Origin of the sequence: Methylocystis sp. (assembly GCF_051061285.1) — a bacterium.
Lineage (GTDB): Bacteria > Pseudomonadota > Alphaproteobacteria > Rhizobiales > Beijerinckiaceae > Methylocystis.
The window spans coordinates 1-14,029 of sequence record NZ_JBPFEA010000024.1; the positions used below are offsets into that span (position 1 = coordinate 1).

Sequence of the window (14,029 nt, forward strand, 5' to 3'; positions counted from 1 at the left end):
CGAATTCGGCGTCCTTGCCTGCGACCTCGTTCGACGCATAGTCGTCGGGGAATTTCACCTTCACCGTCCCGCTCTCGCCAGCGGCAAGCCCGATTAGCTGGTCTTCGAAGCCGGGGATCAGGCGGTTCGAGCCGATCACCACCGGAACGTCCTCGCCTTTGCCACCGTCGAATTCGACGCCGCCGATTTTCCCGTTGAACGAAATCGTGACGCGGTCGTCCTTCGCGGCTTTCCCTTCTTTCGTCACATAAGGCCGTGTGCCTTCCGCCATCTTCCGGATGGCTTCGTCGACCTGCTCGTCGCTCACCGTCGTGACCGGTTTTTCGATCTTGATCTTGGAGAAATCCGCGAGCTCGATTTTCGGCAGAATTTCCATCGCGACCGTATAGGCAAGATCCGCCTTGCCCTCGATCACTTGCTTGATCGCCTTTTCGTCCTCGTTCGCGAGCGTGATTTTAGGCTCCATCGCGAGCTTGAGGTTGTTGTCGGTGACGATTTTGGTGTTCGCTTCCGAGATCGCCTGCTCGATCACCTCGCCCATCACGGCCTTGCCGTGCATGCGCTTCAGGTGCTGCATCGGCACCTTTCCGGGACGGAAGCCCGGCAAATTCACGCGATCCTTGATGGAAGCGAGGCGTTCGTTCGCCTTCGAGTCGAGTTCAGCCGCAGGCAGAACCACCGCGTATTCGCGCTTCAATCCGTCCGAAAGGGTTTCTTTAACTTGCATCGATCTCTTCTTTCCAAATGCATGAATTGGTGCGGGCGGAGGGACTCGAACCCCCACGTCTTGCGACACGGGAACCTAAATCCCGCGCGTCTACCAGTTCCGCCACGCCCGCGATCGGCGGATAGGGCCGCCTCAATTTCCCTGCCCGCGAACCGGGATCGCTTGAGATGAAATCGAACCGTTCGATTCCCTCTCAAACGATCCTGTTCCCCCGAAAAGGCGCAGTCCCTTGCGCGTCTGAGGGCGCGCCAAGGCGCTCCCAAGCGCGAACTCGATTCGTCGGGCGTCGCTCTATAGCATGGACGCGACGGGATGCCAGCCGCCGCCGGCTATTGTGGCGCCACGCGGTGATCCGCCCCGTCGAGGCCGCGGATCAGCGTAATGACTTTTTGGTGCCCCTGGGGGTCGCGCCATTTGGCGTTGCAGAGCGTCGGACCGCAGACGACTTCCGGAAACTTATACAGGGGCTTGCCGCGGGCGGTTTTCAGCCCGTAGCCGACATTGGGCTTCCAGCCGCCGGCGATCAGCGACTGGCGATAGTCGGAATAGCCTTGCGAAGCCTGCGCCCAGGCGGCGAGCGGCAGAAACCCGCACGCGCTGCAGAAGCCTAAAATAGCGGCAGTCTTATTCATGCGCGGCGCGCTCATGTCTCAAGCCTCCTCGAATCCTGGCCGTTCTCGCGCTCCCCCTACGGCGCACGAGAAGTCGAAGCTCTCGATCATTGCCCAACGGGCCGGGCTGCGCCATAGCTAGATGGCGATGTCACAACCTCTCTCCCGCCGCGTCGTTCTTTCCGGCGTCGCCGCCAGCCTGGCGGCGCTTCCGGCCGTGGCGCAGTCGCCGCCGCGCTCCCTGCGGCAGATCGAGGCGCGGCCGGGGAAGGCGCGCCTGTCCGGCGGCGGCGAAACCGGCATTCTCGGTTTCGAGGGGAGCACGCCGGGGCCCGTCCTGCGCTACCAGCAGGGCGACGAACTCGCCGTCCGTTTCCTGAACAAGCTCGACCAGCCCGCAACCATTCACTGGCATGGCTTGCGCGGCGTCAATGCGATGGAGGGCGTCGCGCCGCTGACGCAGGCGGCGGTTGCGCCCGGCGGGTCCTACGATTATCGCCGCAAGCTCGCCGATCCCGGCCTGTTCTGCTACCGGCCGAGCGTCTATGGCGCGACGCCGGAGCTCGTCGGGCGCGGCCTCAAGGGCCTGCTCATCGTCGACGAGCCGGCGCCGCCGCCCGCAGACGCCGACCTGCTTCTCGTCCTCGACGACTGGCGGCTTGATGACGCAGGTCAGATCGTCGGCGGCTTCGACGATCCGGCGGCCGCGCGCGGCGTCGGCCGGATCGGCCCGCTGCTCTGCGTCAACGGCAAGGCTGCGCCGGCCCTGCAGAGCCTGGCGCCCGGCGCCAGGGTGCGGCTGCGCCTGGCCAATCTCAGCAACGCCCGCATCATGGTGCTGTCCCTGGCGGGCGCGCAGCCTTTCGTGATCGCCATCGACGGCCAGCCCTGCGACGCCTTCGAACCGATCAAGCGGAGCATTCCCGTCGCGCCGGGGGCGCGCTTCGAGCTGATGTTCGACATGCCGGAGACCGAGGGCGCCAAGGCCAATTTGATCTTGCGCGGACCGAATGGCGAGGATCGCGACCTTTTCGTCGCGGAAGCCAAGGGCGCAAAGACGTCGAAGCGTCCGCCGATAGGGTCGCTGCCGCAGAATGCGGCGCTTCCTGCCGAAATCAAGCTTGCAAGCGCCAAGAAGGTCGATCTCGTGATCGAACCGCGCAAGGCCGCAGCCGGCCCCGCCTGGACGATCAATGGCGCTTTGACCAAAGGCTACCAAGGCCCGCCGCTCTTCAAAGTGGCCAACGGAACCCCGGTGACGCTGGGCTTTGTCAACAAGTCTGGCGCGGCGCTCGCGATGCATGTTCACGGGCAGTGCATGCGTCTTCTGCATGACCTCGATGACGGATGGGAGCCCTATTGGCGCAACGGCGTCATCGTTCCCCCGGGAAAAACCAAGCACGCCGCCTTCCTCGCCGAATCGCCTGGAAAATGGGCCGTACATGATGATATTCTGGAGCATGAAGCGGGCGGACTGGCGACTTGGTTCGAAGTCGCCTAGAGCAAGCGTCACAAAGGTTAATAGAACCCGAAATAGAATCACGTTTTTTCCGTCTGTTCAGATCCCTGTCTGAACTTCTGTGACGGAAAAAGCTTCGACCGCGAGTTGAAAGCATTGCCAAATGCTAGATCAAACGCACTTGAAGCTTTTGGCGGCTTAGCCCGCCCGCGCCGCCGCGCCTTGCGGCGGGATCCGGATGGCGTGTTTTCTTGCCTGATCGAGGGGGGAGGCCTTGGCCCCGAAGTATTGGATATGACCAGGGCCGTGCGCGGACCTCTTCCGGAGGAATTTCCAAACTGGAAGTTCGATAATCTTGACGTTGAGTATGATGCGGCGACGGAATCCGTCTGGATGATCTATGGCGCGCAGGCGCCCGTCTGCTACACGCCGCATACCCTGAGCGAAATGAGCCGCTTCAGCCAAGCGCTTCAGGCGCTGTTTGCCGCCGGCCTCACATCACGAAACCCTATTCGTTACTTGGTCATCGCTTCGAATAAGCCGGGGGTCTTCAATTTAGGCGGCGATCTGGCTGTTTTTTCCGCCGCTATACGCGCGCATAACATCGACCTGCTGCGTCGTTATGCTCATAGTTGCATTGACTTGATAGACAGTCTGGTGAGGGGGCTTGATTTACCTATCGTTACCGTCTCTGCAGTGCATGGCCAGTGCCTTGGGGGAGCATTTGAGGCGGCGCTCGCGACAGATTTCATCATCGCGGAGGAGAATGCGCGTTTCGCAATGCCGGAAATCGCCTTCAACACATTTCCTGGAATGGGCGCCGTTTCGCTACTGAACAGGAAACTTGGCGCCGCGCTCGCACAAAAAATCATTTCTGAAGGCAGAGCGTATTCGGGCCGCGAGATGTATGATCTCGAAGCGGTCGATTTTCTCGCCTCCGACGGCGACATAAAGTCGGCGACGCTTGCCTGGATGCTCAAAGGCGGCAAAGTGGCCTGGGTTCGCCGGCGGACGCTGGCGGAAGTGCGTCGCCGCACAGCGCCAGTGACTCGCGAAGAGCTCATGCGGATCACCGATCTATGGGCCGAATGCTCAACGCGCATCAGTGACGCTGACCTGCGTCACATGGAGCGGTTGGTCCGTGCACAAGGCCGGCTCCTCAACGCAATCAGCGTTACAAAGCAAGATGACTGCGCTCGTCCGGCACTCTCGGAGGGATGAAATGGAAGCCGCCTCGCAGTTCGTCAAACTTTCGGGCGACGATACAGCCGAGAAGCCGGAAGCAAAGGCCGAGGTGAAGACGGATAACGAGATCTATCAGGACCTCGTCGAAACTCTGTTCGCGACCCAGGGCTCCTTCCTTGCAGGGATAGCCGCCGGCATGCTCGCACCCACAATCGCATGGCTGTCGACGTGGCAATCTGTCTACTTGCAACTCATTATTTTGATGAGTTGCATGGCCGCCTACCGCATTTCCGTATTGCTCGCATACACACGGCAACCTCCAGCGCAACGCCGCAAAGATGCCCGTCGATGGGAGTTTCGATACGCGATAGGCGCCGTGGGTTTCATGACCGCGGTCGGCATCACCGCCGCTATACTTTTCGTAGAACACCACGATGAAATGCTGGCTTATTATGGAGTAATTTTGATGACCGGTTGCGCGGGAGCGTTAGCGAGCCGCAATTCTGGCAGGCCAATGATCGTTTTTGGACAAGTCATCGGGGCGTGCGCGCCTCTCGCGATCGCTTGTCTTTTTTACTACAGCTTCTGGTATTGGGGTCTGACGCTTATTCTGATCATCGGAATGATCTCCGTAAAATCGACAACAACATTTCTGCACGCCAACTTGGAGACGGCACTCCGTAACGGCTACGAGGCGGTCAGGCAGCGAACGCTCTTCAGCCTCGCGCTGAACTCGATGACGCACGGCCTGTGCATGGGCGACGCCGACCTCTCCGTCACGGTCGTCAATCGGCGCGTCATCGATTTCTTCGGCATCGTCGCGGCGACAACGCCGATCCGGCTCGAAGCGCTGGCGCATGCGATCGGCAAGAGCGTCGGCATGTCGTCGCAGGAAGGCAAAATCTTTTTCGAGCGATGGAGGCGGCACGTCACAATGCCGCGTGCGAATATCTTCACGCACAAGCTTGGCGAACGCTTTTTTGAATTTCACTGCGAACGCGCCGAAGCGGGATCCTTCATTACCGTCATCGAGGACGTGACAATACAAAAGCGCGCGCTCCGCGAGATCGAGCGCATGGCGCATTTCGATGATCTGACCAATCTGCCGAACCGCTATCAATTTCAGGAGACGCTTGAGGAGGAAATGGTTCAGCTCAGGCAACGTGGGTTTCACGCCGCGTTGCTCAACATCGATCTCGATCGGTTCAAGGAGGTCAATGACACATTGGGCCATTCCATCGGCGATCAGCTGCTGTCTGCGGTCGGAGCGCGTCTTGCCGCCTGCGTGCCGCGTCCACATGTGGTGGCGAGGCTCGGCGGCGACGAGTTCTGCGTGCTGCTGCGCGCCGGCGAACGCCTGCCTGACGTGGATGAACTCGCCGCCAATATACTCACCGAGATGCATCGCACCTTCATCGTCGAAAACCATGTCGTCAACATCGGCGCGAGCATCGGCATGGCGGCGGCGCCAAAAGACTCGGAGACCTCCGGCGGCCTGCTCAAATGCAGCGATCTCGCGCTTTACCGGTCGAAAGCCGACGGGCGCGGCAAGGCGATCTGGTATTCCCAGGAGATGCAGGATGCGCTGACCCGAAAGCGCGCAATCGACACCGAATTGCGTCATGCGTTCCTGGCGAATGAATTGATCGTCTACTACCAGCCGGTCGTCGATTCCCGCACCGCGACCATCGTTTCCTTGGAGGCGCTGCTGCGATGGCGCCACCCGACCCGAGGAATGATCTCGCCAGGCGAATTCATTCCTATCGCCGAAGAAACCGGCATGATCATCGAGCTCGGCGCCTGGGCGCTGCGGCAGGCGTGCAATGACGCGAAATCGTGGCCCTCGAACGTCCGAGTCGCCGTCAATATCGCGCCGAGGCAATTCCAACAGAAGGATCTCGCTGAAATGGTCGCGGCGACGCTCCGCGAATCTGGATTGGAGCCCGATCGTTTGGAGCTCGAAATCACCGAAACGACGCTCATGGTGTCAGATGACGTGGAAAGCAAATTGCGCGAAATCGACGCGCTCGGCGTCCGTCTCTCACTCGACGATTTCGGAACCGGCTACAGCAGCCTCGGCTATCTCAATCGCTTCCCGGTCAAGAAGGTCAAGATCGATCGCGCCTTCGCGCGGCAGGCGATCGAGTCGCCCAAAACGCAGGCGATCATCTCGGCGATCTCTGCGCTCGCACAGGATCTATCCATCGATCTCGTCGCCGAAGGCGTCGAAACTGACGCTCAACTCGCGTTCATGGCGAGCAAGAATATTTTTCTCATTCAGGGTTACCTCTACACGCGACCGCGGCCAATCGAGGAGCTGAGACCGCTCCTCGATTATTGGCGCGATGCGCCGCGCCTCGTCAGCGCAGCGTGAGATTTCGCCAGCAGGCCTCAGTTGTGCTCAAGCGCCACCAGGCTGCGTCGATCAACCCCAGGTTGCAACATACGCTGCGCGCGAAATATCGCGTGCGATGCGTTATAGCGCCGGCCGAATCGGGCCAGGTAGCGCTCTATCGCCGCGGCGCCAGGCTGCGGTTCGACGACGTCTCTGGCGATCAGCAGTTCGTGCGCGTCTTCCGCAGTGAGCGCCGTATTGCTGTCCATCAGACGCTCGGCCTTCACGAAGCCCAATGTCCGACCGACTGCGGCGTAAAGCCCCAAGAGGTCGGAGGGATCTCCCGAGAAAGAGAATTGCGCGTCCCTTTCGGCGACGATGCCGGAGCAATGCATAGCGAAGTCGAAATCGGAGCCGGTCATGAGGCCGCGCGCCCAGGCGAGCGTGATCACCGGCGTATCGACGATCAGCTCGGAGTTTTCGGCGGCCATCTCTCCAAAACCCTCCGCCGGCCTCGGCGCCTCTCGCACGCCATGCGCGAAATCGTAGACGATGTAGCGGAGCTCGTTCAGCTCGCCTCGGTCGATCGCCGATAATATGTCTGTAATTGTACGGATCGTGGGCGCGTCAAAACCCGGACGAGTCTTGCGCAATACTAGAGCCTGGTGGTCTTTCAACCAGATGGTCGAAAGACAGCCGCCGGTGACAGAAAGTTCAGCTTGGTCACGCAGATAAGGAAAGTTCAACATGTTTCCCGCCATAGTTTGTGAAGGCTCGATTAAGTTAAATGAAAATTTAACTTCGCCAACCCTGGCGCTGATGATTGCCACGAAATTGCGCCGAAGTTACGCCAAGTGCATGACGCTTAAGCAACTTCTCTAACGCGCGAACCTTACGAAAAAATCATCGTCAGGCGACGGGATTGTACAATAAACGGGCCGCGCAGACTTTTTCGAGCGCGTGTGGCCCTTGGTCGCGGGACAAGTGGGCGCAGCTGATTTATATTAACTAAAGCGCAGCTGGAGGTTCCGGAGTTCGCAGTTCGCTTTCGCGCACGGAATATGCGAATTATTGGCGCGTCGGAACCGGACTGCGCGCCAATAAGAGACCGCTCATCGCAGAGCGGCTAGTTCAGAAGGGAGAGCACCAGATGATCATGCGATTTTTCGCCGCCATGCTGTTCGCGGCGGCCGGCTGGATCACGCAAGCGCATGCGCATGGCGACGTCGGCATCAACCAGGGCCAATGCCTGATGAAACTCGGCCCCGATACGATGACTTTCACGGGGTATCAGCCACAAAAGTCACGGGAGCAGTTCTGCGACGATATTCCAGACGCCGGGCCCACCATTATCACCCTGGATGCGCAGCAGGACGAACTGCGTGACATGAATCTTGAGATGCGCGTCGTCCGTGACGTCGGCCAGAAGGACGACACCGAAAGTCTCGAGGCGAATACGGAGTATTACTCTCCCCCCAAGAAGTATAAGTCGGGCACGCTCACCTTCGAGCATGTCTTTCCGAAGGAAGGCAAGTTTATCGGACTGGTGAAGGCAAAAAGCGATGACGGCACGAAGGAATATGTCGCGCGCTTCCCCTTCTCCGTCGGCTTGACCCAAACCAGGGAAATCACGATCGCCGTGTTCTTCGGGGCCCTGGCGCTGGTTGGCTTCGGCCTCTGGTACAGGCACCAGTTCATGGGCAAGAAGCCCACGCCGAAGGCTTAAGGCGGCTTCAGCTTAAGAGCTCCACTCGACCGTCGCGTAAGGTTACGCGGCGGTCCATTTGTTTCGCGAGCTCCATATTGTGAGTCGCGATGAGCGCCGCCAGTCCGGTGCTGCGCGCGAGCGCCAACAACGTCCCGAAAACATGCTCCGCGGTGCGCGGATCGAGATTGCCGGTCGGTTCGTCGGCAAGCAGAAGATGCGGCGCGTTCGCGACGGCGCGGGCGATGGCGACGCGCTGCTGTTCGCCGCCGGAAAGCTCCGACGGCCGGTGCGACGCGCGCGGTCCGAGCCGCAAATAATCGAGCAGCTGTTGCGCCCGCAGGCGCGCTTCGTTGCCGCTCAGGCCATTGATCATCTGCGGCAGCGCCACGTTCTCGAGCGCCGAGAACTCCGGCAGCAGATGATGGAACTGATAGATGAAGCCGACGGTGGGGCGCCGCAGCCGCGTACGCTCGGCGTCGGACATGCGCGACGTCGGCGCGTTTGCAATCAGCACTTCGCCGCCGTCCTGGCGCTCCAGGAGTCCGGCGATATGGAGGAGCGTCGACTTGCCGGCGCCAGACGGCGCCAGCAGCGCGACCGTCTCGCCCGGGTAGATTGACAGATTGACGTCCATCAGAATGTCGAGCCGCGCCGCGCCCTCGCGATAGTGGCGCGCAATGCTGCGGAGTTCGAGAACGGCCTCGCTCATCGCGACTACTCGTGCCGCAGCGCTTCGATCGGATCGAGCGATGCGGCTTTCCAGGCTGGATAGATCGAGGCGAGAACGGCGAGCGTGAGCGTCATGGCCACAATCGCCGTCACCTCGCGCGGGTCGACGATCGCCGGCAGGCGCGAGAGAAAATAGAACTCCGCGGGGAAGAGATTGGCGTCGAACAGCTTATTGACCCCGACGCGGATGGTGTCGAGATTTTTCGCCAGCGCCAGACCTAGCGCAAAGCCGGCCAGCGTGCCGACGACGCCGATCGAAGCTCCGATGATCAGGAACACGCGCAGGACCGCGCCCCGCGTCGCGCCCATCGTGCGCAGTATGGCGATGTCCTGAGTCTTGTCCTTCACGAGCATCGTCAACCCGGAGATGATGTTGAAAGCCGCGACCACGACGATCAAAGCGAGAATGATGAAGAGGATGTTCTTCTCGACCTGCAGCGTGTCGAAAAACGTCTTGTTGCGCTGGCGCCAGTCGGTGACGATCAGCGGCCGGTCGATGGATTTTTCGACGTTGATGCGAAAATCGTCCATCTTCTCGGGATCGGTGACGAAAGCCTCGACCACCGTCGCCTCATTCTCCTTGTTAAAGAAGAGCTGCGCCTCGGTGAGCGGCATATAGACGAAAACGCTATCGAATTCGGACATGCCGATAGAAAAGATCGCAACGACTTTGTAGGCTTTGATGCGTGGGGCGACCCCGAAGGGCGTCTGCACCCCCTTGGCGATGAGCAGGCTGACCGGGTCGCCGACGCCGACGCCGAGCGTCTCCGCCAGCCGCTGACCGATGGCGACGCCGCCGGCCTTGTCGAATCCGGCAAGCGCGCCGCTCTTGACATTGCCCGCCACGCCGGGGAGCCGCGTCAGGTCCTTCTCGCGCACGCCGCGCACAAGCACGCCCGATTGGCCGAACTGAGTCGATATGCCAGCCGCGCCCTCGACCATGGGAATTGCAAGCTGGACGCCGGGCAGCTTCGCTGTCTTCGCGGAGACCCGGTCCCAGTCCGTGAACGGCGTCTCCACCGCCTGCAAAAAGGCGTGGCCGTTGATGCCGATGATCTTGTCCATCAACTCGCGATGGAATCCGTTCATCACCGAAGTGACGACGATGAGCGTCGCGACGCCCAGCATAATGCCGAGGAACGAAAAGCCGGCGATGATCGAGACGAAGCCGTCGGCGCGACGGGCGCGCAGATAGCGCAGCGCCACCATCCGCTCAAAGGCCGAAAAGGCCCCGGCGCCTCTTGCCGGTTGCGCCGCGCCGGCGCTTTTTGCCGGTTGCGCCGCTTCGGTCATGCCTGAGCCTGTCTCATTGCGGCGACGATGCGGGTGACGGCGTCCTGAGGCGTGAGAAGCTCCCGCTCTCCGGTGCGGCGCTGCTTCACCTCCACCCTGCCCTCAGCCAAGCCCTTGGGCCCGACCAGAACCTGCCAGGGCAGACCGATGAGATCGAGCGTCGCGAATTTCGCGCCGGGGCGTTCGTCGCGGTCGTCATGCAGCACGTCCAGTCCCGCGTTCTCGAGCTGCGCCACGAGATCGGCGCAGACCTTGCCCGTCGCCGGGTCTCCGACTTTCAGATCGGCGACCCCGACATGGAACGGCGCGACGGATTCGGGCCATATGACGCCGTTGTCGTCATGGCCCGCCTCGATGATGGCGGCGGCGAGGCGCGACGGCCCGATGCCGTAGGAACCCATTTGCACGACGACCTCCTTGCCGTCCGGTCCGTTGACGACGGCCCTCATCGGTTCGGAATATTTGGTTCCGAAGTAGAAAATATGGCCGACCTCGATGCCGCGCGCCGCGACCCGGGCATCCTCGGGAACGGCGGCGAAGGCGGCGGCGTCATGCATCTCGCTCGTCGCTGCATAGCGGCTGGTCCATTTGTCGACGATTCCCTGCAGTCCCGCCGCATCGTCGAAATCGACCGAGGCGGGCGGCGGCGCGAAGGACAGAAAATCTTTGTGGCAAAAGACCTCGCTCTCGCCGGTCGACGCGAGAATGATGAACTCATGGCTGTTGCCGCCGATCGGGCCGGATTCGGCCGCCATCGGAATGGCGGTCAGGCCCAGGCGCGCGAAGGTGCGCAGATAGGCGACGAACATCTTGTTGTAGGAATGCTGTCCGGCTTCCGCCGTGAGATCGAAGGAATAGGCGTCCTTCATCAAGAATTCGCGCGAGCGCATCACGCCGAAACGCGGCCGCACCTCATCGCGAAACTTCCACTGGATATGAAAGAGATTGAGCGGCAGATCCTTGTATGAGCGCACAAAGGCTCGGAAGATCTCGGTGATCATCTCCTCATTGGTGGGGCCGTAGAGCATCTCGCGGTCATGGCGGTCGGCGATGCGCAGCATTTCCTTGCCATAGGCGTCATAGCGCCCCGACTCGCGCCACAGATCAGCGGGCTGAATGGTCGGCATCAGACATTCGATGGCGCCGGCGCGGGTCTGCTCCTCGCGGATAATGGCGTTGATCTTGTTCAAGACCCGCAACCCGAGCGGCAGCCAGGCGTAGATGCCGGCCGACTCCTGTCGGATCATGCCCGCCCGCAGCATCAGCCGATGCGAGACGATCTCGGCCTCTTTCGGGGTCTCGCGCAGAATGGGCAGGAAATAGCGAGAAAGGCGCATGTCGAATCCGGTTGGGCGAATCGGGGAGCGGCGAGCATAGCCTGTCCGCCGCCCGAGCAAACGGCGCGGGCGAGGCTGTTGAACCCCGGCGCGGCCGAAAACGCAAGCGGCGGGCGCTCTTCCTTTTTGGCCGCGCGCGCCCATTTCGGGAGCACTAACTCTTGAGGAGGCCGGCATGGGCGAGGCTATGGGCAAGGCTGTGGGCAAGTCTAAAGGAGAGCCTGCGACTAGACATCCCTGGGGAAGCGTCCGCGACAATCCCGAGTTCAGTCGCTTCGAACTGGACATCGATGGAGAGACGGCGCTCGCCTATTATCGCATCGACAATGACGTGATGGTCTTCACCTCAACGCAGACGCCGCCAAAGCTGCGCGGTCAGGGCGTCGCGTCGGAACTCATTCGCAACGCGCTGCTATTCGCGCGGGCGCGCGGATTGAAGGTTAAGGGCGATTGTTCATTTGTCGTCGATTATCTGCGGCGCCATCCCGAGTTTGCGGACTTAGCACGCTGACCTAGCGCCCGCGATTGTGAGCAAATTACCATTCCTGTTCGATGACAAATATCTTCCCCGAGCCCCATGATTATTGATTTCGGGGTGCTCCCTTCTCCCGCTTGCGGGAGAAGGGATGGCGTGGCGAGATTTTGGCCTTAGACCATGACCGCGGCTCTTTCACAGCGCCTCCGCCTCCGCGGCGAGCTCCAGCCACTGTTCCTCAGCCGCGGCGAGCGCCTGCGCGAGTTCCTCGCGTTGCGACGCCAGCCGCGCCGCCTCCTGCGGATTGCGCGCGAAGGCGTCTGGCGCGGCGAGCGCCTCGTCGACGCGGGCGATCAGCTGCGTGAATTTCTCGACGCGCGCCTCGGCGGCGGCGAGCTTGCGCCGCGCCTGCCCGGCGTCGCGACGCCTTGGCGCCTGTTGCTTTGCCGCCTCCTGCTTTGCCGCCTCTTGCGCCGGCGTCGCGAGCGCGCGCTTGGGCTCTTCGTCGCGCGATTTTGAGAGCACCAGCCGCGCATAATCGTCCATGTCGCCCTCGAAGGCGCGCACGGTTCCGTCATCGACCAGCCACAGGCGATCGGCGCAGGCCTCGAGCAGATAGCGGTCATGCGAGACCAGCACGACGGCGCCCTCATAATCGTTGATCGCCTCGATCAGCGCGGCGCGGCTGTCGATGTCGAGATGGTTCGTCGGCTCGTCGAGGATCAAAAGATGCGGCGCGTTGAAGGTGGCGACGCCGAGCAGCAGCCGCGCCTTCTCGCCTCCTGACAGCTTGGCGATGAGGGTTTCGGCGCGCGCGCCGGAAAATCCGGTCTGCGCCGCGCGGGCGCGAATGCGCGCCTCAGGGGCGCCCGGCATCAGCCGCGCGAAGATTGCGTAAGGCGTCTCGCCCTCATTCAGATCATCGACCTGATGCTGCGCGAAAAATCCCGCCTCCAGCTTCGCCGCGCGCACCATCTCGCCGCTGCAGGCCGCCAGCCGCCCGCCGAGCAATTTGGCGAAGGTCGACTTGCCATTGCCATTGGCGCCGAGCAGGCCGATGCGATCGTCGTTGGAGATCGACAGCGTGAGCCGCGACAGCACGATCCGATCGCCATAGCCGACCGCCGCTTTCTCCAGCGCGATGATCGGCGGCGATAGCGGCTTCTCGGGCGACGGCAGACGAATCGGCAGGACCGAATCGTCGACGATCGCCGCGACCGGCTCCATTTTGGCGAGGAGTTTCAAGCGCGACTGCGCCTGGCGCGCTTTGGTCGCCTTGGAGCGGAAGCGGTCGACGAAGGCCTGTAGATGCTTGCGCTGCTCTTCCTGCTTCTTGGCGCCCTTGACGGCGAGGAGCTGCGCCTCGCGCCGCTGCTTTTCGAAGGAGGAGTAGTCGCCCTTATAGAGCGTCAGTCTTCCCCGCTCGAGATGCAGAATATGCGTGGCGACGTCGTCGAGCAGATCGCGGTCATGGCTGATGACGATCACGCTCGCCGGATAGCGCGACAGATAATCGACGAGCCACAACGTGCCTTCAAGATCGAGATAGTTGGTCGGCTCGTCGAGGAGCAGCAGGTCGGGCTGCGCGAACAGCACCGCCGCCAGCGCGACGCGCATGCGCCAGCCGCCGGAGAATTCCGACAGCGGCCGGCGCTGCGCCGCGGCGTCAAAGCCCAGCCCGTGCAGGATGGCGGCGGCGCGGGCGGGCGCCGAATGGGCGTCGATGTCGGCGAGCCGCGTCTGAATGTCGGCGATGTCGTGCGCATCATGCGCGACGTCGGCGCGCGCCAGCAGTTCGGCGCGCTCAAGGTCGGCCGCCAGCACGAAGTCGATCAGCGCCGTCGGACCGCCCGGCGCCTCCTGCTCGACGCGCCCGAGCCTTGTGCGGGCGGGAATCGAGATCGCGCCGCTTTCGGGGGCGATTTCGCCGCTGATCAGCCGGAACAGCGTGGTCTTGCCGGCGCCATTACGGCCGACGAAGCCCGCGCGGGAGCGTCCGGGGAGGAACACCCCGGCGTGGTCGAACAGCAGCCGGCCGCCGAGCCGGTAGACGAGATCGTTGATCGTGAGCATTGCTGCGATGCTTTAGGGCCTCGCCCGAGGGCGCGCAAACGCGGCGCCATGCGCGGCGATTGGCGCCGCCGGTCGGTCTTGTCTTGCGCCGCCCGCG

12 protein-coding genes and 1 tRNA gene are annotated in these 14,029 nt (G+C 62.2%); 5 read left to right on the top strand and 8 right to left on the bottom strand.

The window, feature by feature from the left end; genetic code table 11:
- From tig to ACR65T_RS07705, 3 genes are all read right to left on the bottom strand, one after another.
- The coding region (tig, locus tag ACR65T_RS07695; RefSeq protein ID WP_434495928.1) for a trigger factor at window positions 1–727 on the bottom strand (727 nt) is incomplete at its 3' end.
- A 27-nt stretch (window positions 728–754) separates the two neighbouring features.
- Window positions 755–839 (bottom strand) — tRNA-Leu (locus ACR65T_RS07700).
- Window positions 840–1,056: 217 nt separating this feature from the next.
- Window positions 1,057–1,359 carry a hypothetical protein gene (locus ACR65T_RS07705; RefSeq protein ID WP_434495929.1) on the bottom strand — a complete coding sequence of 101 codons (303 nt, stop codon included), beginning with the start codon at window positions 1,357–1,359 and terminating at the stop codon, window positions 1,057–1,059.
- Window positions 1,360–1,480: 121 nt separating this feature from the next.
- On the opposite strand from ACR65T_RS07705, the gene ACR65T_RS07710 reads away from it, so the two are divergent.
- From ACR65T_RS07710 to ACR65T_RS07720, 3 genes are all read left to right on the top strand, one after another.
- Window positions 1,481–2,839 (top strand): multicopper oxidase family protein, encoded by a 1,359-nt coding sequence (locus ACR65T_RS07710; RefSeq protein ID WP_434495930.1) that lies wholly within the window; start codon window positions 1,481–1,483, stop codon window positions 2,837–2,839.
- A 105-nt stretch (window positions 2,840–2,944) separates the two neighbouring features.
- A complete protein-coding gene (locus ACR65T_RS07715) occupies window positions 2,945–4,018 on the top strand; it encodes a crotonase/enoyl-CoA hydratase family protein (RefSeq protein WP_434495931.1) in 1,074 nt (357 codons plus the stop codon).
- A 1-nt stretch (window position 4,019) separates the two neighbouring features.
- Window positions 4,020–6,356, top strand: coding sequence for a putative bifunctional diguanylate cyclase/phosphodiesterase (locus ACR65T_RS07720; RefSeq protein ID WP_434495932.1), 2,337 nt, complete (start codon window positions 4,020–4,022; stop codon window positions 6,354–6,356).
- Window positions 6,357–6,373: 17 nt separating this feature from the next.
- On the opposite strand, the gene ACR65T_RS07725 is transcribed toward ACR65T_RS07720, so the two are convergent.
- Window positions 6,374–7,066, bottom strand: a complete 693-nt coding sequence (locus ACR65T_RS07725) for an enoyl-CoA hydratase-related protein (RefSeq protein ID WP_434495933.1) — start codon at window positions 7,064–7,066, stop codon at window positions 6,374–6,376.
- Between the two features lie 401 nt (window positions 7,067–7,467).
- Here ACR65T_RS07725 and ACR65T_RS07730 point away from each other — a divergent pair, with 401 nt between their 5' ends.
- Window positions 7,468–8,043 (top strand): hypothetical protein, encoded by a 576-nt coding sequence (locus ACR65T_RS07730; protein ID WP_434495934.1) that lies wholly within the window; start codon window positions 7,468–7,470, stop codon window positions 8,041–8,043.
- A 7-nt stretch (window positions 8,044–8,050) separates the two neighbouring features.
- Here the strand turns inward: ACR65T_RS07730 and ACR65T_RS07735 are convergent, their stop codons facing one another.
- The 3 genes from ACR65T_RS07735 to proS are packed head-to-tail and all read right to left on the bottom strand — an operon-like array spanning window position 8,051 to window position 11,384.
- Complete coding sequence (locus ACR65T_RS07735) at window positions 8,051–8,734, bottom strand: ABC transporter ATP-binding protein (protein ID WP_434495935.1); 684 nt, start codon at window positions 8,732–8,734, stop codon at window positions 8,051–8,053.
- Between the two features lie 5 nt (window positions 8,735–8,739).
- Window positions 8,740–10,047 (bottom strand): lipoprotein-releasing ABC transporter permease subunit, encoded by a 1,308-nt coding sequence (locus ACR65T_RS07740; RefSeq protein ID WP_434495936.1) that lies wholly within the window; start codon window positions 10,045–10,047, stop codon window positions 8,740–8,742.
- Window positions 10,044–11,384, bottom strand: coding sequence for a proline--tRNA ligase (gene proS / locus ACR65T_RS07745; protein ID WP_434495937.1), 1,341 nt, complete (start codon window positions 11,382–11,384; stop codon window positions 10,044–10,046). The genes ACR65T_RS07740 and proS overlap by 4 nt, the downstream gene beginning before the upstream one ends.
- A 175-nt stretch (window positions 11,385–11,559) precedes the next feature.
- On the opposite strand from proS, the gene ACR65T_RS07750 reads away from it, so the two are divergent.
- Window positions 11,560–11,895, top strand: coding sequence for a GNAT family N-acetyltransferase (locus tag ACR65T_RS07750; protein WP_434495938.1), 336 nt, complete (start codon window positions 11,560–11,562; stop codon window positions 11,893–11,895).
- 159 nt (window positions 11,896–12,054) lie between these two features.
- Here ACR65T_RS07750 and ACR65T_RS07755 read toward each other — a convergent pair whose 3' ends face one another.
- Entirely contained in the window at window positions 12,055–13,932 is a 1,878-nt protein-coding gene (locus ACR65T_RS07755; protein ID WP_434495939.1) for an ABC-F family ATP-binding cassette domain-containing protein, read from the bottom strand.
- Window positions 13,933–14,029: the final 97 nt, after the last annotated feature.